Below are 22362 nucleotides of genomic sequence, written 5' to 3'. Positions count from 1 at the left end.
CGTTCAGGCCGCACGGGCTCCGGAATGACGCACGGTGCGTGCGCGACGCCGACGACAGCGCCGGCGACGCAGCGCCGCGGGTCAGCGCCACATCCGCATGGCGGCGCCCTGGGTGATCCAGTCGGTTTCACGCTGCTGGCGTTCGCGCTCGAGGCGGGCCAGCGTGGCGAGGTCGACCTCGGGCCGCTCCTTGCGGGTGCGTCGGCTCCAGATGATGAGCGACATCCCGACTCGGAGTGCGATGCGGTCGGCGAGTGAGACCCGGCGGCGCACCGCGCGGGTATCGGGTGGACGGGTGGTGGTCTTCGTGGACACGGTGTTCCCCTTCAGGGCACGGCAGAGCTGCCCGTGTGTCGGGCAGGACGAATCCGCCCGGGTTGCGGGCAGCAGGAATTGAATGCGTGAGAATGCACTCCGGGATGGTCCGGAAATGTTCGGACAACGATCGCGGAATGCTCGTCGACACCGAGAGCGTCGCACTGTCCACCGACATTCTTCCGGGGTCGTCCGCGCAGATCGGACGGCACGCATCGACGAGCCGACGAGCCGTTCAGCAGACAAACGAACCGGTGCTGCGCGAGCCTGATCGGCTCAGCGCACGGTGCCCGGGGGCACAGGTGTCAGGAGAGTGGGACGCCCCGGGTCAGCGGACGCGGAACGGGGTACCGACGCGTCCGCGGATTCCACGGAACGGAGTGGTCGTTGAGATCATCATGGTCGGCCCCCTTTCGGTCACGAGCTGGCGGAGTCGTCCGGGTCGAATGTTCGACCGTTCGCGACGAGTGAACACTATCGGCACCGCAATTCGGAGCGCAACCCCTTTTCCGGAAAACATCCGGAATTGCATTCCCGAACAGGCTGATCACGGTGCGAGGTTGGTGTTCTCGTGTCGACGAGCCGGCTGCGTGCCGAGTTCCCGTCGTGCACCGGAGCCGTGCCTCCCGGCTGCACCGTGCGCAGTCGGCGGACCGGTGGCAGCCTGCGCGCTCGGTGCGGGCTCGCAGGCGCGCACGGTGCGGGCAACCTCGCACCGTGTGACGGAGCACGACGAAGGCCCGGTACCGAATCGGTACCGGGCCCTCGTGTGTGCGTGCGGCCGGACTAGACCGCCGCGTGCTCCGCGACGCTCGCCGTCAGGGCATCACCCTCGACGTCGATCCGCACGGTGTCACCCGCGGTGACCCCGCCCTCGACCACCAGGGTCGCGATGCGGTCGTCGACCTCGCGCTGGATGAGCCGACGGAGCGGGCGGGCGCCGTACTCCGGCTCGTACCCGTGCTCGGCGAGCCAGTCGACCGCCGCGTCGGACACCGACAGGAGCATGTCCTGTGCGACGAGCCGGAGCGCCGTGTCCTGCAGCAGCAGCGACACGATCGACGCGATCTGGGACCGGTCGAGCTTGCGGAACAGCACGATCTCATCGATGCGGTTGATGAACTCGGGCCGCATCGCCTCGCGCAGCTTGCCCATCACGCGGGCCCGCAGGTCGTCTTCGGCGTAGCCGTCCGTCGCGCCGACCGGGGAGAACCCGAGCGCTCCCGAGCGGGAGGCGAGGAACTCCGAGCCGATGTTCGACGTCATGATGACGACCGTGTTCCGGAAGTCGACCGTCCGCCCCTGCCCGTCGGTGAGCCGGCCGTCGTCGAGCACCTGCAGCAGCAGGTTGAAGACGTCCGGGTGGGCCTTCTCGACCTCGTCGAGCAGGATCACCGAGTACGGGTTGCGGCGGACACGCTCGGTAAGCTGGCCGGCTTCGTCGTAGCCGACGTACCCGGGAGGGGCACCGACCAGGCGGGAGACGGTGTGGCGTTCGCCGAACTCGCTCATGTCGAAGCGGAGCATGGCGGACTCGTCACCGAACAGCGACGACGCCAGGGCCTTCGCGAGTTCGGTCTTGCCGACGCCCGTCGGTCCGAGGAACAGGAAGCTGCCCACCGGACGACGCGGGTCGCCCATGCCGGTCCGGCTGCGTCGCACCGCCTTCGCGATCGCCCGCACGGCGTCGTCCTGGCCGACGACTCGGTCGTGCAGCTCGGACTCGAGCGCGGCGAGCCGCGTCTTGTCGGCCGAGCCGAGGCGGGTCACCGGGATCCCGGTCGCGCGCGACACGACGGCGGCGATGTCGGCCTCCGTGATCGACGTGTCCGCCGATTCCGGACGGGAGGCGCGGCTGGCGTCCGCCGACGAGGCGGCGGTGATCCGGGCCTCCAGTCCGACGATCTCGTCGCGCAGGTCGGACGCTTCCTCGTAGTGCTCCTCGGCGACCGCGCGGTCCTTGCGGGCCGTCAGGTCGGTGACCTGGGCACGCAGCGCCTCGACGTCGACGTCGCCCGACAGGGCGAGGCGACGGCGTGCACCGGCCTGGTCGATGAGGTCGATGGCCTTGTCCGGCAGGTGCCGGTCGGTCACGTAGCGGTGCGAGAGCTCGACGGCGGCGCGGAGTGCCTCGGGCGTGTAGACGACGCCGTGGTGCTCCTCGTAGCGCGGGGCGAGGCCGGTCAGGATCGCGACGGCGTCCTCGACGTTCGGCTCCCCCACCGTGACGGGCTGGAACCGGCGCTCGAGCGCGGCGTCCTTCTCGATCCGGCGGTACTCGTTGAGCGTCGTCGCGCCGACCAGGTGCAGGTCGCCGCGGGCGAGCCGGGGCTTGAGGATGTTGCCGGCGTCCATCGAGCCGCCCTCGCCGCCGCCACCGGCGCCGACGACGGTGTGGAGCTCGTCGACGAAGACGATGAGCTCGTCGGCGTGCGCCGCGATCTCGTCCATCGCCTTGGTCAGACGCTCCTCGAAGTCGCCGCGGTAGCGGGTGCCGGAGAGCATGCCGGGCAGGTCGAGCGCGACGACCCGCTTGCCCTGCAGCAGGGCGGGGACGTCACCGTCGACGATGCGCTGGGCGAGGCCCTCGACGATCGCGGTCTTGCCGACGCCGGGCTCACCGATCAGCACCGGGTTGTTCTTGGTGCGACGGAGCAGGATCTCGACGGTCTGCTCGATCTCGTCGGCGCGGCCGATCACCGGGTCGACGTGCCCGTCGCGGGCGCGCTGGGTCAGGTCGGTGCCGAACTGGTCGAGCGTCGGGGTGTCGCTGTCGGTGGCCTGGTCGGTGCCGACGGCGTCGTTGGTTCCGGGCATGGGGCGCCCCTCTCGTGCTGCTGCCGCGGCCTGCTGGGCGTAGTCCTGCATGACCTGCGGGGTGATCCCGGCGCTGGCGAGCAGCTGGCCGGTCACGGTCTCCTGGTCCATCACGAGCGCGAAGAAGACGTGCTCGGGGTCGGTGTAGGTGCTGCCGAAGCCCCGCGCGGCCTGCGTCGCCTCGACGAGGATGCGCTGGGCGGTGCCGGTCAGTGCCGGCCGGCCGGTCTGCTCGGCCAGCGGCTCGTGCGCCATCGGCAGGCGCTGCTCGATCTCTTCGGCGAGTCGCTGGGGGTCGACCCCGGCGGAACGCACGACGGCGTCGAACGGTTCGGTGCGGACGAGCACGTGCAGGATGTGCAGTGCGTCGATCTCGCGCTGCCCCTGCGCGACCGCGTACTCGGCGGTGTGCTGGAGCAGCTCGTGGGTCCGGCGGCTGAGCAGCCGGGTGATGTCGACCGGTCGACCGAATGCGCGGACGCGCTGCTGGTCACCGGTGCGCTGTGCCGCGAGCAGGCGGGCGAGGAACTCGTCGAACGAGTCGTTGCCACCGGTCGGGCCGAACGTCTCTGGCAAAGGGACCTCCTGGGGAACTTGAGTGCCTTCGACTCAATGCAACGCAGGAGGGCCCGGGTCATTCCCGGGTCCGGAAAAAACTTGCGGCGACTCGACTCAGGTCCGCGCGATGGGCGCGGCGACCGCCTCGGTGATCCGCGCGAGGTCCGTCGGTGCCACCTCGACGTCGAAGCCGCGACGTCCGCCGGACACGAAGATGCTCGCGTACGACAGCGCCGACTCGTCGAGCACGGTGCGGAGCCGGGTCTTCTGGCCGACCGGGCTGATGCCGCCGACCACGTAGCCCGTGCGTTTCTCGGCGAGGGCGGGATCGGCCAGCGTCGCCTTCTTGCCCCCGACCGCGGCGGCGATCGCCTTGAGGTCGAGCCGGTTCGCCACCGGCACGATCGCGACGGCGAGGGTGCCGTCGACGGAGACGACGAGGGTCTTGAAGACCTGCTCCTCGCGCAGCCCGAGGGCGGCGGCCGCCTCTTCTCCGAAGTTGGTGGCGCTCTCGTGGTGCTCGTACACGTGCGGCGTGTACGGGACCCCGGCCGCCTCGAGCGCGACGGCCGCTGGGGTGCTCGGCGAACCTGCGGTCATGCCGTGATCCTCCCCCGCCGCACCTTCCGGTCCTCGACGGCACGCGGGCGTTACGCTGAACGGACCATGACCGCCGTCCTGCTGCTGCTCCGCGCCACCGCCGCGCTGGTGCTCGGCGACCCGGCCGCCGGGGTGCTGCCCCTGCTGGCTGTGGCGGCACTCGGGCTGACCGCGGTCGCCGTGACCGTCGTCGTCGCCCGGCTGCTCGTCGCGGTGCTGGCAGCCGTCCTCGGGGTCGGCTCGGCATCCGTGTCGGACCGGTCGGCGGTGCCCGACCTGGTCACCCGGATCGGGTGGAGCCACCCCGACGCCGACGGCCACGTCCGCTCACGGGCACCGGGGTTCGCGACCCCGGCCTGACCACCGACCGGTGGCCGGGCCGCTCGCGCACCCCGCTGACCCACCACCGATCGGAACCGTCATGGACCTGTCCACCCTGCCCCTCGTCGGCCCGCTGCTGCACGGCGGCGCGGACCTCGTCACCGCCCTCACCGCGGTGCTCTCCCCCGTCGCCGGCTCGTTCGCCGCGGCGATCGCCGTCGTGCTCCTCACCCTGGCCGTCCGCCTGGTGCTCGTCCCCCTGTCCGTGCTGCAGGTGCGGGCCGAGCGGGACCGCCGGCGCCTCGCACCACAGCTCGCGGCGCTGCGGAAGCGGTACGGCCGCGACACCCAGCGCCTGCAGCGGGCGATGCAGCAGCTGTACACCGACGAGAAGGTCTCGCCGCTGGCCGGCTGCCTGCCCGTCCTGGCGCAGGCACCCGTCGTGTCGCTCGTCTACACCCTGTTCACGCACGCCTCGATCGGCGGCACCGTGAACGCCATGCTCGACGCGACGCTCGTCGGGGTCCCGCTCGGCCACTCGCTCATCGTCACCCTGACCTCGCCGCTGTGGGTGCACGCCTGGGTGGTGCTGGTCCTGCTGGCGGTGCTGGCGGTCGTCGTCGAGCTCAGCCGTCGGTCGAACGCGCACTGGAACCCGGTGCCGGCGCCGGAGCCGGGCGTCCCCGGCGCCGCCGCGACCGCCGCCGTGGGTCGGTACGTGCCGTTCGTCACGGTCGTGTTCGCGGCGATCGCACCGCTCGCCGCCGCGCTCTACGTCGTGACGAGTGCGGCCTGGACCTACGGCGAACGCGCCGTGCTGCGACGGGTGGTCCGCTAGCCGCCCTGGCCCTCCTGCTGCGGTCCCTGGTCGACCGGGTCGTACTCGGTGCCGCGGCCCTGCTCCTCGTCGGCGGTCGGCACGTGGCGTTCCGTGCCGGCACCGCCGGGGCTGGTCGCGACGTAGTCGGCCTCGCCGGACTGGGTGTCGTGGCTCAGCGGCTCGAGGGTCTCGGCGTCGGCGTCGTGCTGCGGCATGGGGTCGGTGCTCATGCACCACGCCTACTCCCTCGTTCTGGGTGCGCGCGCACGGCTGCGCGGTGCCACGATGGACCCGTCCACGCGACCGGCAGAGCGGGAGTGCGCATGGCCCACGACGACGTGGCAGCGGAACGGGCACGGCTCGAGGCCGTCGCCTGGGGAGCAGGATCGAGCCCGGCGGACGCGGCGCGCGCCCGGATCGCCCTGCAGGACCTGGAACGCGGACGGCGACCCCGCGCGCGTGCGGTCGCGACGACGCGGGATCCCCTGCCGGGAGGCCCGGATCCGGTCCGCACGTCCGTCCCGTCCGCGACGCGATCGGGTCCAGGGCCCGTACCGGTGCCCGTGTCCTCGCCCGCTGACGCGGTGCCCGTGTCCTTCCCCGCCGGCGCGGCGGCGGTGCCTGCCGGCGCCGACGTGTCGGAGGCGACCGGCGGCGCTGGGGGCGACCACGTCGACGACGCGCGGGGCGACGGCGGGGACGAGCCGGGCCTCCAGGCCGAGCCGACCGAGCGATCGCGGTGGCGGCGGTGGCTGTGGACGGAGCGACCACGCGCCTGGATCGCGGGCGGCGCGGCTGCGGCGGTGGGCGTCGCGTTCGCCGCCGGGACGCTCGTCGGGACCGCGCGACCGGACGTCGCCGCAGCGCCGAGCGTCACGCCGACAGCGGGGACGATCACGCTCGAACAGCTGCTCGACGTCCCGCAGACGTACGCCGACCAGCTGCCGGGGCCGGTCGCTGCGCCGGTGAGCCTGCACACGACGCGACTGGTCTTCACGAACCGGGCGCTCGACGGCGGGACCGCCGAGACCCCCTGGAACGTCTGGGCCGGCATCGGGACCGACCGGTCGACGATCTGCCTGGTGGCGACGGCGGACCGCATCGAGTCGTCGACGGCGTGCTTCCCGCGGCAGGCGGCGCTGCACGGATCGGTGTCGATGTCCGCGCAGTCCCGGAGCGGCACGTTGACGATCGAGCTGCGCGGCGGCGGGGTCCAGGGCCGGGTGACGAACGAGTACTGAGCGGCGGACCGGCAGCTGAGTGTTTCGTTGGAGCGCTCCGATGTATTTGCTGGATGCCCTCGCGAGAGCCGTTCCGTCGTGCAACACTGGATGAGCGCACTCGTCGTGGAGTCGTACCCACATCATCCACATCCGCCAGCGAGCGCGCCCCGCAGACCCTCCCGGTCACCGCCGTCAGAACGATCGGCATCGTCGCGCGCTCCACCGTGCCTCGGAGGAGGTCAGCAGCGTGTCCACCAACACCACCACCTCGGCCGTGTCGACCCACACGCGGCCGATCACCGTCACCAGTCAGTCCATCGTCGGCATCGCCGTGCTCGGACTGGCCACGTTCTTCGCCATCACCACCGAGCTCATGCCCGTCGGGCTGCTCGGCACGATGAGCGCCGACCTCGGCGTGACCGAGGCCACCATGGGCATCGTCATCACCGTGTACGCCGCGGCCGTCGCGCTCCTCGCGCTGCCGCTCACCGCGTTCACCGCGAAGCTGCCCCGCAAGACCGTGCTCGTCGCCACGCTCGTCGGCTACACCGTGTCGAACCTGATGGTCGCGCTCGCACCGTCGTTCGCCGTGGTCTGCGCCGGACGCGTCGTCGGCGGCATCGCGCACGCACTGTTCTTCTCGGTCGCCTCGGCGTACGCCACCCGGATCGTCCCGCCACGGCTGGCGGGACGGGCGATCGCGTTCGTGTACTCGGGCAGCTCGCTCGGGTTCGTGCTCGGCGTGCCCGTCGCGACCTGGGTCGCGCAGCACATCGGCTGGCGCCAGGCCGTGTTCTCCGTCGGTGTCGCCGCAGCGGCACTCGCGGTCGTCGCCCTGCTGTTCCTGCCCGCCGTCCGCGGCGCCTCGTCGCCGCACATCGGGTCGCCGAAGGCCTGGGCGCGCACCGGACTGCTGTCCGTCGTGATCGCCGACATGCTGCTGTTCGGCGGGCACTACGTCGTCTACACCTACATCGGGCCGTACGCGATCGACGCCGGGCTCGACGCCGGCATGGTCAGCGGGGCGCTGCTCGTGCTCGGTGGCACCGGTGTCGTCGGGCTCTGGCTCGCCGGCATGTTCGTCGACCGTGCGCCCCGGCAGACGCTGATCGCCTCGGTCGCCGTGATGGTCGTGGCCTTCGCGGCGATGCCGTTCGTGCACGGCTCCCTGATCGGGACGATGGTCGTCGCGGGGGTCTGGATGGCCGCGAACGGCACGACCGGCACGCTCTTCATGGCCGCGGCGATCCGAGCCGGAGGCGTCTCCCCCGACATCGCCGGCGCGCTGGTCAACGGCGCGTCGAACATCGGCATCGCCGGTGGTGCGGCGTTCGGCGGGCAGGCCCTCGGGATCGTCGGGCTGCAGTACCTGCCGTTCGCCGGCGCCGCGGTGCTGGTCGGCGCACTCGGGGTCGTCGTGCTGGCGCGCCGTGGGTTCCCGGTGCACACGCACACGCAGGAGCACCTGTCGACCTCGTCCATCGAGGCCATCACGTCGTCGCTCGCGGTCGTCACCACGTCGGTGCCGGTCGTCGGGCGGGCGATCCAGACGGTCACGGGGTCGATCGGCGTCGTCACGGGTTCGGTGCGGCGGCCGCGGACGCGCTAGGGGCGGGCGCGGGCACGGTCCGGGCGGCGAGGTCGGCGCGTCGAGCGGTCACGACTTGCCGTTGACGGGGCGTCGGGGTCGCACGAACTGTCGTCTGACGGGTCGGCGGGCGACGGTTCGTGACCCCTCGGCGAACGCGGGCGGCGTGTTGTGCGACCGCGGTGCGCGACGGTTCGTGGCACCTCGGCGTATCCGGGCGGCGTGTTGTGCGACCGCGGCGAAGGCGTGCGGCCCGGCCCCGAGTGGTCACGACATGCCGTTGACGGGGCGTCGGGGTAGCACGAACTGTCGTCTGACGGGTCCGCGGGCGACAGTTCGTGACCCCTCGGCGGACCCCGGCGGCGTGTTGTGCGACCGCGGCCGCCGCCACGGCGCCCGCCGCGCGGTCAGTCCTGCAGGTGGTCCGTGCGGCGGCGGTTGCGCACCGCACGGTAGGTCAGCAGCGCCGCACCGAGCAGCACGAGCACACCGGCGGCGATGAGCCCAGGCCCGAGGTCCGCCCCCGTGTAGGCCAGCGGCCCACCGTCCCCAGCGTCGCCCTGGCCCGACACCGGTGCGGAGCCCGAGCCCGAGCCGGCGGGGCCGGTCGGAGCCACCGAAGGAGAGCCACTCGGCGACGGCGACGGCGACGGAGCAGGAGCCGGCGCCGGACCCGCCGCAGCCCGCACCACGAACGCCAGCGGCGTCGCGGCCCCGGACTCCGGGGTGACGACGGTCGCCGTCTCGGCCCCCTCGACGTCGACCGAGACGACGTACTCGGTCGTGGGCTCCAGTCCGGTCAGGTCGAACGCACCGTCGTCGTCCGTGACGACCGACACGGGATCGCCGGACGTCGGGTCCGTCGGAGTCGCGACGACCCCGACGTCCGGAACGGGTTCGCCGTTCGTGTCGACGACCGTGCCGGGCTGGTCGGTCGTGACCTCGGCGGCTGCGGCTGCGGAGGCGAACGGCAGGTCCGACGAAGCACGCTCGCCGGCGACGGCTGTCACACCGGTGTTCGAGGTCGCCCCGGTCGCCCCCGGCTCCGGTCGTTCGGTCCGGACGGTGTACGTGCCCGCCGCGGTGGCGAAGACGTACCGACCGTCAGCGTCGGTCTCCGTCGCCGCGACCACGGCGCCCGTGCCGTCGACGAGTTCGACCACCGCTCCAGCGGGCACGGGTGCACCGTCGAGCGAGACCACACCGGCGACCGTCGCGACGACGGCGGCCGCGGCATCGATCTCCTCGGGGACTACCGGTGCCGCGTCGTCGTCGCCGGTGGTGATGGTCACAGGCGGCTCGTCGGCGACGGACACGTCGAGCTCGGTGTCCGCCGGCAGGTCCGAGCCGGTGTAGACGCCGTCGCTGTTCGTCGTCGTGTCGACGAGGATGTCCCCGGAGTCCGGGTCGGTGATGACGACCTCGAGGTTCGAGACCGGTCGGCCGTCCTCGTCGACCACGGTGCCGATGACCGACACGGTGTCTTCCGGCGACGTGAACGCGAAGTCGGCCTGCTGGTCCACGCCGCCCGGCGAGCCGGTCTGCGCGAGGGAGACCCGAGCGGGCTGGTCAGGGCCCTCGGCACCGTCCGGCGGGGTGATCTCGACGCGGTAGTTCGCGATGACCGGCAGCTGCGGGAACGCGTAGGTGCCGTCGGCGTTGGTCGTCGTCGTGTACACGGTGCCGCGCGGGGCGGTGACGCGGACGATCGCCCCGGGGATCGGCGCTCCGTCGAGGGTCGCCGTGCCGGTGATCGCGGCGGTGCGGTTGGCGAACCAGGTCTGGTACACCGGGAATCCGCTGCGCTGCTGGTAGGTGATCGTCAGGCTGGTGAGCGAGACGGTCGGCGTGAACCATGCCGTGGCGCCGGCGGTGTCGACCGCGCCGGTGTTCCCCGTCAGGGTCCGGGTGGCTGGATCCCAGGTGGGCCGGTCCTGCCCGGTCGTGCCGTCGGGGTCGGCGGTGCACGACGGTCCTCCGGCGACGGCGGCCGAGCACGAGTTGTAGGAGCTCACGTGGCCGAGCTGATCGCCGGTCGCGGCGCCACCCCCGGAGACGGTGGCCGAGATGGTCGCCCGGTCGGCGTCGACGTCGCCGAGCACGAACGACCAGCTCCGGGCACCCGGTGTCGGCTCCGCGAACGTGTAGGTGGTCTTCGAGGCACCGGACGTGGGCGAGTCGACGTTCGGCCGCTGGTTCATGTAGGTCTTGCCGCGGCTCGTCCCGTAGACCGCGCCGGGCGGGGTCGCGGCGGACTGCCAGGTCGATGCCCCGCTGACGACGGTCGACTGCCGGGAGTCAGACGTGAAGGTCGTCTCGGGGAACCCGGCGAGCGTCATCGTGCCGGTGTAGGCCCGGCTCGCTCCGCTGAGGGTGAAGGTCCCCCAGTTGCCGACCGGCTCCGCCGACGCACTGGTCGCGCCGCCGATCGCGAGTCCTGCTCCGAGTGCCAGGGCCGTCAGCCCCGCCGTGACCGCGCGCCAGCGCCGCATGCGTACTCCCCTGATGTGGCGCCGGGGAACCCGACACCCACTCAGACTATCCAGCGGGCGCGGCTCGTGTCCGGGGCACGACACGAGCAAGAACGCTCCGCCGAGTGGTCACGACCTGCCGCGCGCCGATCGCCGAGTGGCCGAGAAGTGTCGTCTGGAGGCCCGCCGGACGACAGTTCGTGACCCCTCGAGGGACACGACGGCGCGTCAGGAACTGTCAGCACCGCAGCCGAGCGCGGCCAGGGCGTCGAGCGCCGCGACCTGGCCGGCCACCACCAGCTCCCGCGCCTCGTCGAGGCCGGCCCACCGCGCGTCGTCCACCTCGGGCACCTCCACGAACCGCCCCGACCCGCGCTGCAGCTCGAGCCGCACGGTGTTGCTCCGCACGGTGTCGACCGAGAACCCCGACGCCCGTGCCGCGAAGACCCGCACGCGCTTGCCCGACGCCTGCCGGAACTCCCCCAGGTCGGTCAGGTCCGCGGCGCTCACCGGTGCGGGCACGCCGATCTCCTCGGCGAACTCACGCAGTGCGGTGCCGAGCGGCTCCTCGCCCGCCTCGACCAGCCCCTTCGGGATCGACCAGGCACGCGGCCGGTTCCGCCAGAACGGTCCGCCCATGTGCGCGAGGAAGACCTCGGGCCCGGACGGACCCGTCCGGTGCAGCAACAGTCCGGCGCTCACGACCACGCCCCGAGACTACGCAGACCCGGCCGGGAGGCCCGGATCACCACACACGCGCCGCGCACCACCCGACGTGCCCGGTTCCACCGCCGGTTCCCCACGTCCGCCCGGGAGTACCGTGTGGCGCACGGAGCGCCGTGTGACGCCCCCGGAGGACCTGCGATGGAGGAGGCCGATCGGGATGGACGAACGATGGACGACGGTGACGCTGGCCGCGGACGCCGCGATGCCGCACGACGAGGCGCTGCGGTGGATCGCCGCCCGCGCGGACAGCGGGATCGAGCGGATCCGGATCATCGGTGCCGACCCGGCGATCGAGGGCCCCGGACCGGTCGCCGACCGCCTGGCCGAGGCCGCTCGCGCAGCCCTGCCCGGAGCCACCGTCGAGGTGCACCGGCACGCCGGGCCGTTCGCCAGTGCCCTGGTCGAGGAGTCCGACGGCGGTGACCTCCTGGTGATCGGGACCTTCCGGAGCCGACGGGGTTCGACCGCCGGCGGCGACCCGGCGCGCGTGGCGGTCCGTGCCGCCGTGCCGACCGTGATCGTCCCCGAGGGGCCGCACCCGATCGACGGCGACGTGGTGCTGGCCGTCGAGGAACCCATCGACGAACGGGCCGTCTCGATCGCCGTGGCCGAGGCCGTCCGACTGCACCGACGACTGACGCTGCTCCGGGCGTGGGAGATGCCCGTGCTGACCCGGACCGGGCTCACCGACTTCGCCGAGGACCCCCTGCGGTGGCGCGCCCGGAACGCCGAACTGCTGCAGCGGGTCACCGAGGACCTGACCGCGCGGTTCCCGGCGGTGCGGATCCGGCCGCTGCTCGTGGAGGGACACCCGGGGCACGCCATCGCATCGCGCACCCGGCGGGCGTCGCTCGTGGTGCTCGGACGGGGGCACGTGCGGGTGCAGTCCGGCGCGCTGCTCCACGACGTGGTGCGGGAGACTGCGGCACCGGTCTGCGTCGTCCCACCGGCGGCCCACACGGACGGCGCGGGGTCCGGACGGGTCAGCCGGCGAGTTCCCGGATCGCGTCGGCCATTTGGTCGGTGAGGTACGCGACACCGCGGCCGTTCGGGTGCAGGGCGCCGGCCTTCAGGTCGATGCGTCGCAGGTCGCTCGAGCCGGTCAGGCTGACACCGGCGACGTAGCGCTCGTCCGCCGGGGCGCAGGCCGAGTGGGCCTCGGTGCGTTCGAGGACGTCGACGAACCGCACCCCGGCGGCGTCGGCGGCGGATGCGGACACGGCGTCGAGCTCCTCCTGCACACCGTGCAGGTACGCCACGTCGTCGTCGGTGAACGGGAAGGTGTCCGAGGGGAACGACCCCGCGAGCGTGCCGAGGTCGAGCGCCGAGCGGAAGCAGCCCTTCGCCGGGGTGTGCTCGGCGTCCGGGAAGATCGCCGGGTACCCGAGGAACACGACCACGGCGTTCGGCGCGGCCCGTTGCACCGCTGCCAGGGTGTCGGCGATCCCGAGCGCGACCCGCGACTGGATCTTCACCTTGAGCTGGTCCTCACCGTCCTGCACGAGCGTGCTCTCGCAGGACGGCGCGTCACGTCCGGAGAACACCGGGCCGTCGGCCGAGATCGCCAGGCACGACGCGGCCGTGCCGAACAGGTCCGCGTCGTTGCCGCCGATCGTCAGGGTCACGAGCCGGGTGCGCGAGGACAGGGACTCGATCTGCGGGGGGACGCCTTTGAACTGGTGTCCGGTCGTGACGTCCTCGCTGGTGGCGCCCGCACACGTGACGTCGGTCAGGTCGAGGCCGAACCGCGCCGCGAGCCGGTGCGGGTAGTCACGGGCCGACTGCACGCACGCGCTCGTGGGCAGCCGGGTCCGGTCACCCAGCCCGTAGCCGGCCGAGTACGAGTCACCGAGGGCCACGTACTCGCTGCCGGGCGGGAGGTCGGCGAGCGGCTCGGTCGGGTCGTCCGGCACCGGGTAGGGCTGCGGAACGGGCCACATCGGCGCGGCGGACGCGGGATGCGCCCCGCCCGGAACCGCGACACCGGCCACCACCAGACCGACGACGGCGACCGCTGCCAGGGCGGCGAGCAGCGTCGTACGGGCGGTGCGGAGCAGTTGCGGCCTCCGGGCGGGTGCGGCGGATCGGGTGGGGCGGGACGGGCTCAGCGGCGTCCGAGTCGGCGTTCGCCACCGCTGCCGGTGCGGTACTCCAGCCCGTAGTGCTGGAACAGCTCTGGCTCGGTCGCGGCGTCGAGCTCGCCGTCGGTCGAGATCGACGGGGCGTCCTTGACGAGCTTCTTCGGGAACGTCACACGCAGGTGCTTCGGGGCGACGGTGGCGCCGAACAGCGGGACGAAGACGAGCTTCTGGAACCCGACCACGCCGGTGGTCAGGGCACCGAACGCCGGCTCGGACGTGGCGGTGTCGTAGTAGATGCTCTCGAGCGTGCCGACCTTGTCGTCGGCCTCGTCGACGACCGGCAGACCGATCCAGTCACGGATGTTCGCGGCTTCGAACACGAAGGACTCCCTCCGAGCGTCCGGCAGGTCCGGGTGGCTCTCGGTCGACGCTACCGCCCGGCCGCCTGAGCGGTCACCCGGAGCCGGTCCACCGCGCCGAGCACGTCGTCCGCGGTCACGGCCAGGATCGCCGGGTCCGGGTCCTCGGCGAAGACGTCGCCGCGACGGACCGAAGCGTCGGTGAGCACGATGTGCGGGCCGGTCGACGGCGGGCCCCACGCCTCGGGCGGTGCCGGGCCGAACAGCACGACCGAGGGCACCCCGTACGCGGTCGCCAGGTGCGCGGCGCCGGTGTCGACCGTGACGACGAGCCGCGCCGCGGCGATCACCGCGGCGAAGGCCTGCAGGTCCAGGGTGCCGGCCAGGACCGCCTCCGGCGCCAGACCGGCCGCGTCGGCGACGGCACGGGCGCGCACGACGTCGTCCGAGCCTCCTGTCAGGACCACGTCGGCACCGCGCGCCTGCAGTCCGCGCACCACGTCGGCGAAGCGGTCCGTCGGCCAGTGCCGCGCACCGTGGAAGGCACCAACGTGCACGACGGCCGCGTCGGCGACCACCGGCGGCTCGGCGGGGCGGTCGATGTGCACCTCAGTCGCGTCCGCCTGGATGCCGTGCCACGTCAGCAGGTCCGCCCAGCGGTCGCGCTCGTGCACGTCGTCGGGCCACTCCGGGCCCTCGTAACCGTGGGTCGGGTCGGCGTGCCCGATGACCCGGCGCGGGCCGAGCGCGGCGACGAGGTCCGAGGACTCCGGGCCGGAGCCGTGCAGGTTGACGGCGACGTCGACGGCACCGTGCGGCACCGCGATCGGGTGGTCGAGACCGTGCTGGGCCAGGTGGACGTCCACCGCCGGCACGAGTTCGACGACCGGCGCCAGCCACGCCGTGGTGGCCAGGGTGATGCGGTGGTCGGGGAACGCGCGGCGGAGGGCGTGCAGTGCGGGGACGGCGACGAGCAGGTCGCCGAGCTTGATGGCACGGAGGACGAGCAGTTCCGGGCGTCCGTCGGAGTCGGGCAGGTTCTCGAGGGCGGTCACTGCCGCGACGGTAGACCCGACACGCTGACGGTCCTGCCGGGACCGCGCTCCGCGGCTCTTCCTGGGGCGGTCCCCGGTCGTGGACCGGTAGTCACGGAGCATGGCCCTCGCACCGGACCGCGTCATCCGCGGCCTGCTCCTCGACCGCGACGACACCCTCGTGGTGGACGTCCCGTACAACGCCGACCCGCACCTGGTCGTCCCCGTCCCCGGTGCACGCCGCGCCGTCGAACGGGCACGTGCCGCCGGGTTGCAGCTCGGCGTCGTCACGAACCAGTCGGTGATCGCGAAGGGCATGGCCACGCGCGAGCAGGTCGACGCCACCAACGCCCGGGTCGACGAGCTCGTCGGCCCGTTCGACGTGTGGTGCGTCTGCCCGCACGACGCCGACGACGACTGCGCCTGCCGGAAGCCCCTGCCAGGGATGGTCCTCGACGCCGCCGAGCGGCTCGGCATCCCGCCGGAGTCGATCGTCGTCGTCGGTGACATCGGCGCCGACGTGCAGGCCGCGCGGAACGCCGGCGCGCAGGGCATCCTCGTGCCCACCCCGCGCACCCGCCGTCAGGAGATCGACGAGGCCGACACCGTCGCCGCGGACCTGAACGAGGCCGTCACCCTGGTGCTCGCGCACGTCGGCAGCGTGGCGGACCGGGCGTGAGCGCCGGTCGGCGCGTCCTCGTCGCCCGACTCGACTCCTTCGGCGACGTCCTGGTCGCCGGACCCGCGGTCCGCGCGGTCGCCGCCGGTGCCGCGCACGTGACGATGCTGTGCGGACCACAGGGGGCGCCGGCCGCCGACCTGCTGCCCGGCATCGACCGGGTGCGGGTGTGGGCGGCACCGTGGGTCACCGAGACCGCACGCCCGATCGACGACGCCCTGCTCGCCGAGTTCCGCGCGCTGGTCGCCGAGGAGCAGCCCGACGAGGCCGTCGTCCTGACGTCCTTCCACCAGTCGCCCCTGCCCCTCGCGCTGCTCCTGCGCCTGGCCGGGGTCCCCCGGGTCTCCGGCGCCTCGGTCGACCACCCCGGGTCCCTGCTCGACGTGCGGCTGCGCCCCGGCGAGGACCTGCCCGAGGACCTCCCCGAGCCCGAGCGCGCGCTGCGGATCGCCGAGGCGGCCGGCTTCCGGCTGCCGCCGGACGACGACGGGAGGCTCGCGGTGCGGCACGACGCCGTCCTGCCCCCGCCCGTGGCCGGCCTCGACCGCTACGTGGTCGTCCACCCCGGAGCCAGCGTCCCGGCACGGTCGTGGCCGGAGTCCCACCACCGTGCGCTCGTCGCCGCCTACGCCGAGCGCGGCGTCCCCGTCGTCGTCACCGGCTCCCCCGGCGAACGCGCGCTGACCGCCGCCGTGGCGGGCGACACCGGCATCGACCTCGGCGGCCGCACCAGCCCCGCCGAACTCGCGGCCGTCCTCGCCGGCGCCGAGGTCGTCGTCGTCGGGAACACCGGTCCGGCTCACCTCGGCGCGGCCGTCGGGGCGCCCATCGTGAGTCTGTTCTCGCCCGTCGTCCCCGCCGTGAAGTGGGCGCCGTACGCCCCGCTGGTCGAACTGCTCGGCGACCAGGCCGCACCGTGTCGGCTCAGCCGCGCTCGCGAGTGCCCGGTCCCCGACCACCCGTGCCTGTCCGGAGTGCGCATCGCGGACGTCCTGGACGCCCACGAACGGCTCCTCGACCGCGTTTCGCGGACTGATCGGAGAAGTCTGCGGGGCGGCTCAGAAGGCGCTGCGTAGCGTGCGCCACTGCTTCTCCTGCTCCTTCTCCTGCTGCTCCGGCAGCGGCGGGGAGCGAGCCCATCGACACCGACCGGAAGGCCCTGCATGCGGATCCTCGTGTGGCACGTGCACGGCGGCTGGATGGACGCCTTCGTCCGCGGCCCCCACGAGTACCTCATCCCGACCACCCCGGCTCGCGACGCCTGGGGACTCGGCCGCGGCGGGCGCGCGTGGCCGGACTCCGCGATCGAGATCGACCCGGCCGACGTCGCCGAGGCCGACGTCGACGTGGTCGTCCTGCAGCGCACCGAGGAGCTCGAGGAAGCCCGCCGTCTGCTTGGCGGCCGCGACGTCCCGATCGTCTTCGTGGAGCACAACGCCCCCCGGGTCGACGTGCCGAACAGCGTGCACCCGATGCGCGACCGCGACGACCTGACGATCGCGCACGTGACGCACTGGAACGCCCTGATGTGGGACTGCGGCACCACCCGGACCACCGTCGTCGAGCACGGCGTCGTCGACCCCGGCCCGCTGTACACCGGTGCGCTCGAGCGCCTCGGCGTCGTCATCAACGAACCCGTCCGGCGCAACCGTGTCGTCGGCACCGACCTGCTCCCCCGCTTCGCCGAGGTCGCCCCGGTCGACGTCTGGGGCATCGGGACCGAGCGGCTGCCGGAGCTCGGCTTCGGCGACCGCGTGGTCGCGCAGGGCGACGTCCAGGCCGACCCCATGCACGCGGCCTTGGCCGTACGGCGGGCCTACGTGCACCCGAACCGCTGGACCTCGCTCGGCCTGTCGCTCATCGAGTCGATGCACATGGCCATGCCCGTCCTGGTGCTCGCGACGACGGACGCGGCCCGCACGGTCCCGGGTGAGGCCGGGGCGATCGCGACCGACGTCGAGGAGCTGGTGCGGGCCTCCAGGCTGCTGCTGGAGGACCCGGACGAGGCGCGCCGACGGGGGCTCGTGGCGCGTGAGGCCGTGCTCGCACGGCACGCGCTCGGTCGGTTCCTGGCCGACTGGGACGACCTGCTCGACGACGCCGTCGCGCGCGGTGCGCGACGGAACCGTGCGGCGGGAGCCGCGCTCGAAGGGAGCCTCGGATGAAGATCGCCATGGTGTCCGAGCACGCGAGTCCGCTCGCCGTGCTCGGCGGGGTCGACGCGGGTGGGCAGAACGTCCACGTCGCCGAACTGTCCGGTGCGCTGGCCGACCGCGGCCACCACGTGACCGTCTACACGCGGCGCGACGACGCGTCGCAGCCGGTCCGTGTGCCCCTGCGTCCCGGCGTGGACGTCGTGCACGTCGACGCCGGTCCCGCGCGTGCCGTGCCGAAGGACGAGCTGTTCCCGTTCATGGGGACGTTCGCGTCGGTGCTCGCCGCCGAGTGGTTCCTCGACCGTCCCGACGTGGTGCACGCGCACTTCTGGATGTCGGGCCACGCCGCTCTCGACGCGGTGACGCAGGTGCAGGCCCGGACCGGTGGCGTGCGGATCCCGGTGGTGCAGACCTTCCACGCCCTGGGTGTCGTGAAGCGCCGGCACCAGGGTGCCGCGGACACCAGCCCGGCCGAGCGCGAGTGGGTCGAACCCGCCGTCGGCCGGAGCGTCGACCAGGTCGTCGCGACGTGCTCGGACGAGGCGTTCGAGCTCAAGGCCCTCGGCGTTCCGTTGCACCGCATCTCCGTCGTGCCGTGCGGCGTCGACGTGTCGCTCTTCCGTCCGGACGGCCCCGTCGAACAGCGCGACCGTCCGCTCCGGGTGCTCACCGCCTCACGACTCGTGCAGCGGAAGGGCGTCGGGACGACGATCGCCGCTCTCGCCGCGCTGGTCGAACAGGGCCGTGACGTCGAGCTCGTCGTCGTCGGCGGTGCCGGTGTCGCCGGTGCCGACCTGGTGGACGACCCCGAGTACCAGCGCCTCGACGCACTCGCCCGGTCGCTCGGAGTGCGCGACCACGTGACGTTCCGCGGGCAGCTCGGCCAGCACGACATGCCGGCGGTCTACCGCAGCGCCGACGTCGTCGTCTGTGCCCCCTGGTACGAGCCGTTCGGCATCGTGCCGCTCGAGGCGATGGCCTGCGGTCGCCCGGTGGTCGCGTCGAGCGTCGGCGGGCTCATCGACACCGTCGTCGAGGACGCCACCGGCCTGCACGTGCCGCCGCGCGACGAGACCGCGGTCGCCGAGGCCGTCGGCGCACTGCTCGACGACCCGGAGCGCCGCGAGGCGTACGGCCGTGCCGGTCGGCAGCGCGCCGAGTCCCGCTACACCTGGCAGAAGGTCGCGGCCGACAGCGAACGCGTCTACGAGCGCCTGCTCGCCGGCGCGACGTCGTCCGCCAGCACCACCGGGCCCGCCGCCGGCCGCTCGCGCACCACCCACGCCGGCCGGGTCACCCGCGCCGCGCAGTCGACGGAGAGGACCGCACGATGACCATCGACCAGCAGACCGGGCTCGAGGACCGCGCCGTCACCGACAGCGCTCGGGTCGTCGTCGACCACGTCGCGGCGTCGGTCCCCGTGATCGCCTCCCTCGTCGACCACCGGGACCACATCGCCGAGTGGGCGGACGACATCGCCGGGCGGCTCGTCGCCGGGCGTCGGCTGCTCGCCGCGGGCAACGGCGGCTCGGCTGCCGAGGCGCAGCACCTGACGTCCGAGCTCACCGGCCGCTTCGAGGGCGACCGACCGGCGTACTCGGCCATCTCGCTGCACGCCGAGACCTCCGCCGTCACCGCGATCGGGAACGACTACGGCTACGACCAGGTGTTCGCGCGGCAGGTGTCGGCGCACGCCCGTGCCGGTGACGTCCTCGTGCTGCTGTCGACGAGCGGCAAGAGCCCGAACCTGCTGCGGGCCGCCGAGGCCGCACGTGCCGTGGGCGCCCGCTCCCTCGCGCTGACCGGGTCCGGACCGAACCCGCTCGCCGACCTGGTCGACGACGCGATCTGCATCGAGGGGCCGTCTGCCAACGTGCAGGAGGCGCAGCTCGTCCTGGTGCACGCGCTCTGCAAGGCGATGGAGCCGACGCTGCGTCGCGGGGGCCGTCGATGAGCGGGCCCGCCGCCGTCGCTCCGCGTTCCGGTGCCGCCGGTGGCCGTTCCGCCGGACCGCGCTTCCGCATCGCCGTCGTCGGGGACACCCTGCTCGACGTCGACGTGTCCGGCACGAGCGAGCGCCTGAGCCCGGACGCCCCCGTCCCCGTGGTGGACGTCGCCACCGACGACCGCCGCGCCGGTGGTGCCGGGCTCGTCGCGACGATGCTCGCCCGCGACGGCCACGACGTCACCCTGGTCACCGTCCTGAGCGACGACGGCCGTGCTCAGGAGATCCGTGACCTGCTGCCCGACGTCACGATCGTCGCCGGGCCGTCCGGGGTCGCCACCCCCGTGAAGACCCGGGTGCGTGTCGTCGACCACGCCCTCGTCCGGATCGACGAGGGCTGCGCGACCCCGCCCGTGCCCGAGGCCACCGACGCGATGACCGCCGCTCTCGACGGGGTCGACGCGATCGTCGTCGCCGACTACGGCCGCGGTGTCGCCGCTGCCCCGGCACTCCGTGACGCCCTCACCCGTGCGGCCGAGCGCCTGCCGGTGGTCTGGGACCCGCACCCCAAGGGCGCCCCGCCCGTCCCCGGCACCACCGTCGCAACCCCGAACGCTGCCGAGGCGCGACGCTTCACCGACGTCGAGGGACACGGTGTGCCCTTCGCGACCGTCGCCGCCGCCCGGCTCGTCGAGCAGTGGCAGGCCGGCGCCGTCGCGGTGACGATGGGTGACCGCGGTGCGCTGCTCGCCGACGCCCAGGGCGACAGCCGCTTCGTGCCGGCTCCGTCCGTCAGCGCCGGGGACCCCTGCGGTGCCGGCGACCGGCTCGCCGCGGGCGTCGCCGTCGCACTGGCCTCGGGGGCGGACGTCCCCGACGCCGTCTCCGCCGGGGTGGTCGCCGCGTCCGAGTACCTGGCCGCCGGCGGCGTCACCGCGCTCTTCGCCGACGACGGGCCCGCGCCGCTCGCCGTGCCCGGGGCCGACCGGGACGCCATGCGCCTCGTGCACGACGTCCGGAGCGCCGGCGGCACCGTCGTCGCGACCGGAGGCTGCTTCGACCTGCTGCACGCCGGGCACGCCCGCACCCTGTCGGCCGCCCGCGCACTCGGCGACTGCCTGATCGTGTGCCTCAACTCGGACTCGTCCGTCCGCGCGCTGAAGGGCCCGGACCGGCCGATCATGACCCAGGACGACCGGGTCGAGCTGCTCCTGGCGCTCGACTGCGTCGACGCCGTCGTGGTGTTCGACGAGTCCACCCCCGACGAGGCCCTGCGCCGCTTCCGCCCGGACGTCTGGGCCAAGGGCGGCGACTACACCGCGAGCGAACTGCCCGAGACGGCGACCCTCGCCGAGTGGGGTGGCCGCGTCGTCACCGTGCCGTTCCACCCGGGCCGCTCGACCACTCGGCTCGCCGCCGCGATCGAACGCGTCGGGTGAGCGTCCGCTCGCCGTTCCACACCAGCTCGACCACTTCCCGCACCACTACGCAAAGGACATCCATGCCCGTCCCCACCACCCCCATCGGCCGCGTCCTCGTCACCGGCGGCGCCTCCGGACTCGGCGCCGCCGTCGTGGCCGCCGTCACCGAGGCCGGCGGCACCCCGATCGTCCTCGACCTGCGGATCGACGCCGTCCCCGAGGGCGTCGACGCCGTCGCCGTGGACGTCTCGGACACCGACGCCGTCGAGCAGGCGGTCCGTGACGCCGCCGAGCGGCACGGTGGCCTCGACGCCGTCGTCACCGCCGCGGGCATCGACACCCCCGCCCCGATCGACGCGATCTCGTCCGGCAAGTGGGAGCAGATCGTCGGCGTCAACCTGATCGGCACCGCGTCCACCGTGCGCGCCGCCCTGCCCGCCCTCGAGGCCACGCACGGCCGCGTCGTCACGATCTCGTCGTCGCTCGCCCTGCGCGGCGTCGGCGACGGCACCGCGTACTCGGCGTCGAAGTTCGGCGTCCGCGGGTTCTCGCAGGCGCTGGCCGCCGAGACCGCCGGACGCATCGGCGTGACCAACATCATCCCCGCCGGGATGCGGACGAACTTCTTCGCCGACCGGACCGAGCAGTACAAGCCGGGCCCGGACGCGCAGCTCATCGAGCCGGAGTACGTCGCGAACTCGATCATCTTCGCGCTGTCGCAGCCGGCTGGCTGTGAGATCCGCGAGCTGTCGATCATGCCGGCGACGGAGCCGAGCTGGCCGTAGTCGCTCGCCGCTGACGGACGGGAGGCGCGGTGCCGGCTGGCACCGCGCCTCCCGTGTGTGCGTGTGCCGGGTCCCGTGCACGGTGCACGGTGCACGATGCGTGGCGCGTCGCCTGGTGCAGCGTTGACGGCTGGGTCCGCGCTTGCAGCGCCGCACGCAGCGGTGAATCGCGCACGGGGTGACGGCGTGCGCACTGTGCGGCCGGGAGGCGCGTTGCGGGCTGGCAGCGGGCCTCCCGTCCGGCGTCCGGTCGCGTACCGTGCACGGTGCGCGGTGCGTCGCCTGGTGCAGCGTTGGCGGCTGGGTGTGCGCTTGCAGCGCCGCACGCAGCGGGTAACCACGCACGGGGTGACGGCGTGCGCACGGTGCGGCCGGGAGGCGCGTTGCGGGCTGGCAGCGGGCCCCCCGTCCGGCGTCCGGTCGCGTACCGTGCACGGTGCGCGGTGCGTCGCCTGGTGCAGCG

Annotated in this window: 21 protein-coding genes; 12 read left to right on the top strand and 9 right to left on the bottom strand. The window is 73.6% G+C overall.

Features of this window, described 5'->3' with window-relative positions; genetic code table 11:
* Window positions 1-81: 81 nt before the first annotated feature.
* From DEJ20_RS09710 to ybaK, 3 genes are all read right to left on the bottom strand, one after another.
* Entirely contained in the window at window positions 82-315 is a 234-nt protein-coding gene (locus tag DEJ20_RS09710) for a hypothetical protein (protein ID WP_146245480.1), read from the bottom strand.
* A 786-nt stretch (window positions 316-1101) separates the two neighbouring features.
* Entirely contained in the window at window positions 1102-3708 is a 2607-nt protein-coding gene (locus DEJ20_RS09705) for an ATP-dependent Clp protease ATP-binding subunit (protein ID WP_111236255.1), read from the bottom strand.
* Between the two features lie 96 nt (window positions 3709-3804).
* On the bottom strand, window positions 3805-4290 hold the full coding sequence (ybaK, locus tag DEJ20_RS09700; protein WP_111236256.1) for a Cys-tRNA(Pro) deacylase: 486 nt from the start codon (window positions 4288-4290) through the stop codon (window positions 3805-3807).
* Between the two features lie 66 nt (window positions 4291-4356).
* On the opposite strand from ybaK, the gene DEJ20_RS09695 reads away from it, so the two are divergent.
* Both DEJ20_RS09695 and DEJ20_RS09690 read left to right on the top strand, forming a co-directional pair.
* The gene (locus DEJ20_RS09695) at window positions 4357-4650 is read left to right on the top strand and encodes a DUF6412 domain-containing protein (protein WP_111236257.1); all 294 of its coding nucleotides are present in this window, start codon (window positions 4357-4359) and stop codon (window positions 4648-4650) included.
* A 61-nt stretch (window positions 4651-4711) separates the two neighbouring features.
* The gene (locus DEJ20_RS09690; protein ID WP_111236258.1) at window positions 4712-5449 is read left to right on the top strand and encodes a YidC/Oxa1 family membrane protein insertase; all 738 of its coding nucleotides are present in this window, start codon (window positions 4712-4714) and stop codon (window positions 5447-5449) included.
* Here the strand turns inward: DEJ20_RS09690 and DEJ20_RS09685 are convergent.
* Window positions 5446-5661, bottom strand: a complete 216-nt coding sequence (locus DEJ20_RS09685) for a hypothetical protein (protein ID WP_027465592.1) — start codon at window positions 5659-5661, stop codon at window positions 5446-5448. The two genes, DEJ20_RS09690 and DEJ20_RS09685, sit on opposite strands and share 4 nt — an antisense overlap.
* Before the next feature lie 360 nt (window positions 5662-6021).
* Between DEJ20_RS09685 and DEJ20_RS09680 the strand changes: the two genes are divergently transcribed.
* Together DEJ20_RS09680 and DEJ20_RS09675 are read left to right on the top strand one after the other, a co-directional pair.
* Window positions 6022-6672, top strand: coding sequence for a hypothetical protein (locus DEJ20_RS09680; RefSeq protein WP_146245481.1), 651 nt, complete (start codon window positions 6022-6024; stop codon window positions 6670-6672).
* A gap of 229 nt (window positions 6673-6901) precedes the next feature.
* Window positions 6902-8263, top strand: a complete 1362-nt coding sequence (locus DEJ20_RS09675; RefSeq protein ID WP_111236260.1) for an MFS transporter — start codon at window positions 6902-6904, stop codon at window positions 8261-8263.
* 386 nt (window positions 8264-8649) lie between these two features.
* Here the strand turns inward: DEJ20_RS09675 and DEJ20_RS09670 are convergent, their stop codons facing one another.
* Together DEJ20_RS09670 and DEJ20_RS09665 are read right to left on the bottom strand one after the other, a co-directional pair.
* On the bottom strand, window positions 8650-10734 hold the full coding sequence (locus DEJ20_RS09670) for an MSCRAMM family protein (protein ID WP_111236261.1): 2085 nt from the start codon (window positions 10732-10734) through the stop codon (window positions 8650-8652).
* Window positions 10735-10941: 207 nt separating this feature from the next.
* Window positions 10942-11421: an NUDIX hydrolase gene (locus DEJ20_RS09665; RefSeq protein WP_111236262.1), complete on the bottom strand. Its 480-nt coding sequence runs from the start codon at window positions 11419-11421 to the stop codon at window positions 10942-10944.
* Between the two features lie 175 nt (window positions 11422-11596).
* Here DEJ20_RS09665 and DEJ20_RS09660 point away from each other — a divergent pair, with 175 nt between their 5' ends.
* A complete protein-coding gene (locus DEJ20_RS09660) occupies window positions 11597-12466 on the top strand; it encodes a universal stress protein (protein WP_111236263.1) in 870 nt (289 codons plus the stop codon).
* Here the strand turns inward: DEJ20_RS09660 and DEJ20_RS09655 are convergent.
* The 3 genes from DEJ20_RS09655 to DEJ20_RS09645 all read right to left on the bottom strand — a co-directional run bounded on the left by DEJ20_RS09655 (window position 12423) and on the right by DEJ20_RS09645 (window position 14934).
* Window positions 12423-13379, bottom strand: coding sequence for an SGNH/GDSL hydrolase family protein (locus DEJ20_RS09655; RefSeq protein ID WP_111236264.1), 957 nt, complete (start codon window positions 13377-13379; stop codon window positions 12423-12425). The two genes, DEJ20_RS09660 and DEJ20_RS09655, sit on opposite strands and share 44 nt — an antisense overlap.
* A gap of 164 nt (window positions 13380-13543) precedes the next feature.
* The gene (locus tag DEJ20_RS09650) at window positions 13544-13900 is read right to left on the bottom strand and encodes a PRC-barrel domain-containing protein (RefSeq protein WP_110859982.1); all 357 of its coding nucleotides are present in this window, start codon (window positions 13898-13900) and stop codon (window positions 13544-13546) included.
* 50 nt (window positions 13901-13950) lie between these two features.
* Window positions 13951-14934, bottom strand: coding sequence for a glycosyltransferase family 9 protein (locus DEJ20_RS09645; protein ID WP_111236265.1), 984 nt, complete (start codon window positions 14932-14934; stop codon window positions 13951-13953).
* 100 nt (window positions 14935-15034) lie between these two features.
* On the opposite strand from DEJ20_RS09645, the gene DEJ20_RS09640 reads away from it, so the two are divergent.
* The 7 genes from DEJ20_RS09640 (at window position 15035) to DEJ20_RS09610 (ending at window position 21899) form a co-directional block, all read left to right on the top strand.
* Window positions 15035-15592 (top strand): D-glycero-alpha-D-manno-heptose-1,7-bisphosphate 7-phosphatase, encoded by a 558-nt coding sequence (locus DEJ20_RS09640; protein WP_111236266.1) that lies wholly within the window; start codon window positions 15035-15037, stop codon window positions 15590-15592.
* Entirely contained in the window at window positions 15589-16668 is a 1080-nt protein-coding gene (locus DEJ20_RS09635) for a glycosyltransferase family 9 protein (protein ID WP_111236267.1), read from the top strand. Before DEJ20_RS09640 ends, DEJ20_RS09635 begins: the two co-directional genes overlap by 4 nt.
* An 87-nt stretch (window positions 16669-16755) precedes the next feature.
* Entirely contained in the window at window positions 16756-17757 is a 1002-nt protein-coding gene (locus DEJ20_RS09630) for a glycosyltransferase (protein ID WP_111236268.1), read from the top strand.
* Window positions 17754-19082: a glycosyltransferase gene (locus tag DEJ20_RS09625; RefSeq protein WP_111046034.1), complete on the top strand. Its 1329-nt coding sequence runs from the start codon at window positions 17754-17756 to the stop codon at window positions 19080-19082. Before DEJ20_RS09630 ends, DEJ20_RS09625 begins: the two co-directional genes overlap by 4 nt.
* Entirely contained in the window at window positions 19079-19702 is a 624-nt protein-coding gene (locus DEJ20_RS09620; RefSeq protein WP_035808290.1) for a D-sedoheptulose-7-phosphate isomerase, read from the top strand. The genes DEJ20_RS09625 and DEJ20_RS09620 overlap by 4 nt, the downstream gene beginning before the upstream one ends.
* A complete protein-coding gene (locus DEJ20_RS09615) occupies window positions 19699-21132 on the top strand; it encodes a PfkB family carbohydrate kinase (RefSeq protein ID WP_258377241.1) in 1434 nt (477 codons plus the stop codon). The genes DEJ20_RS09620 and DEJ20_RS09615 overlap by 4 nt, the downstream gene beginning before the upstream one ends.
* A 62-nt stretch (window positions 21133-21194) precedes the next feature.
* Window positions 21195-21899, top strand: coding sequence for an SDR family oxidoreductase (locus tag DEJ20_RS09610; RefSeq protein WP_027465581.1), 705 nt, complete (start codon window positions 21195-21197; stop codon window positions 21897-21899).
* The last annotated feature ends 463 nt before the right edge of the window (window positions 21900-22362 follow it).

Source organism: Curtobacterium sp. MCSS17_005 (assembly GCF_003234225.2).
Classification (GTDB): domain Bacteria; phylum Actinomycetota; class Actinomycetes; order Actinomycetales; family Microbacteriaceae; genus Curtobacterium; species Curtobacterium flaccumfaciens.
Note: the sequence above shows the minus strand (reverse complement) of the source record. Positions and strands in the feature narration are given on the sequence as shown.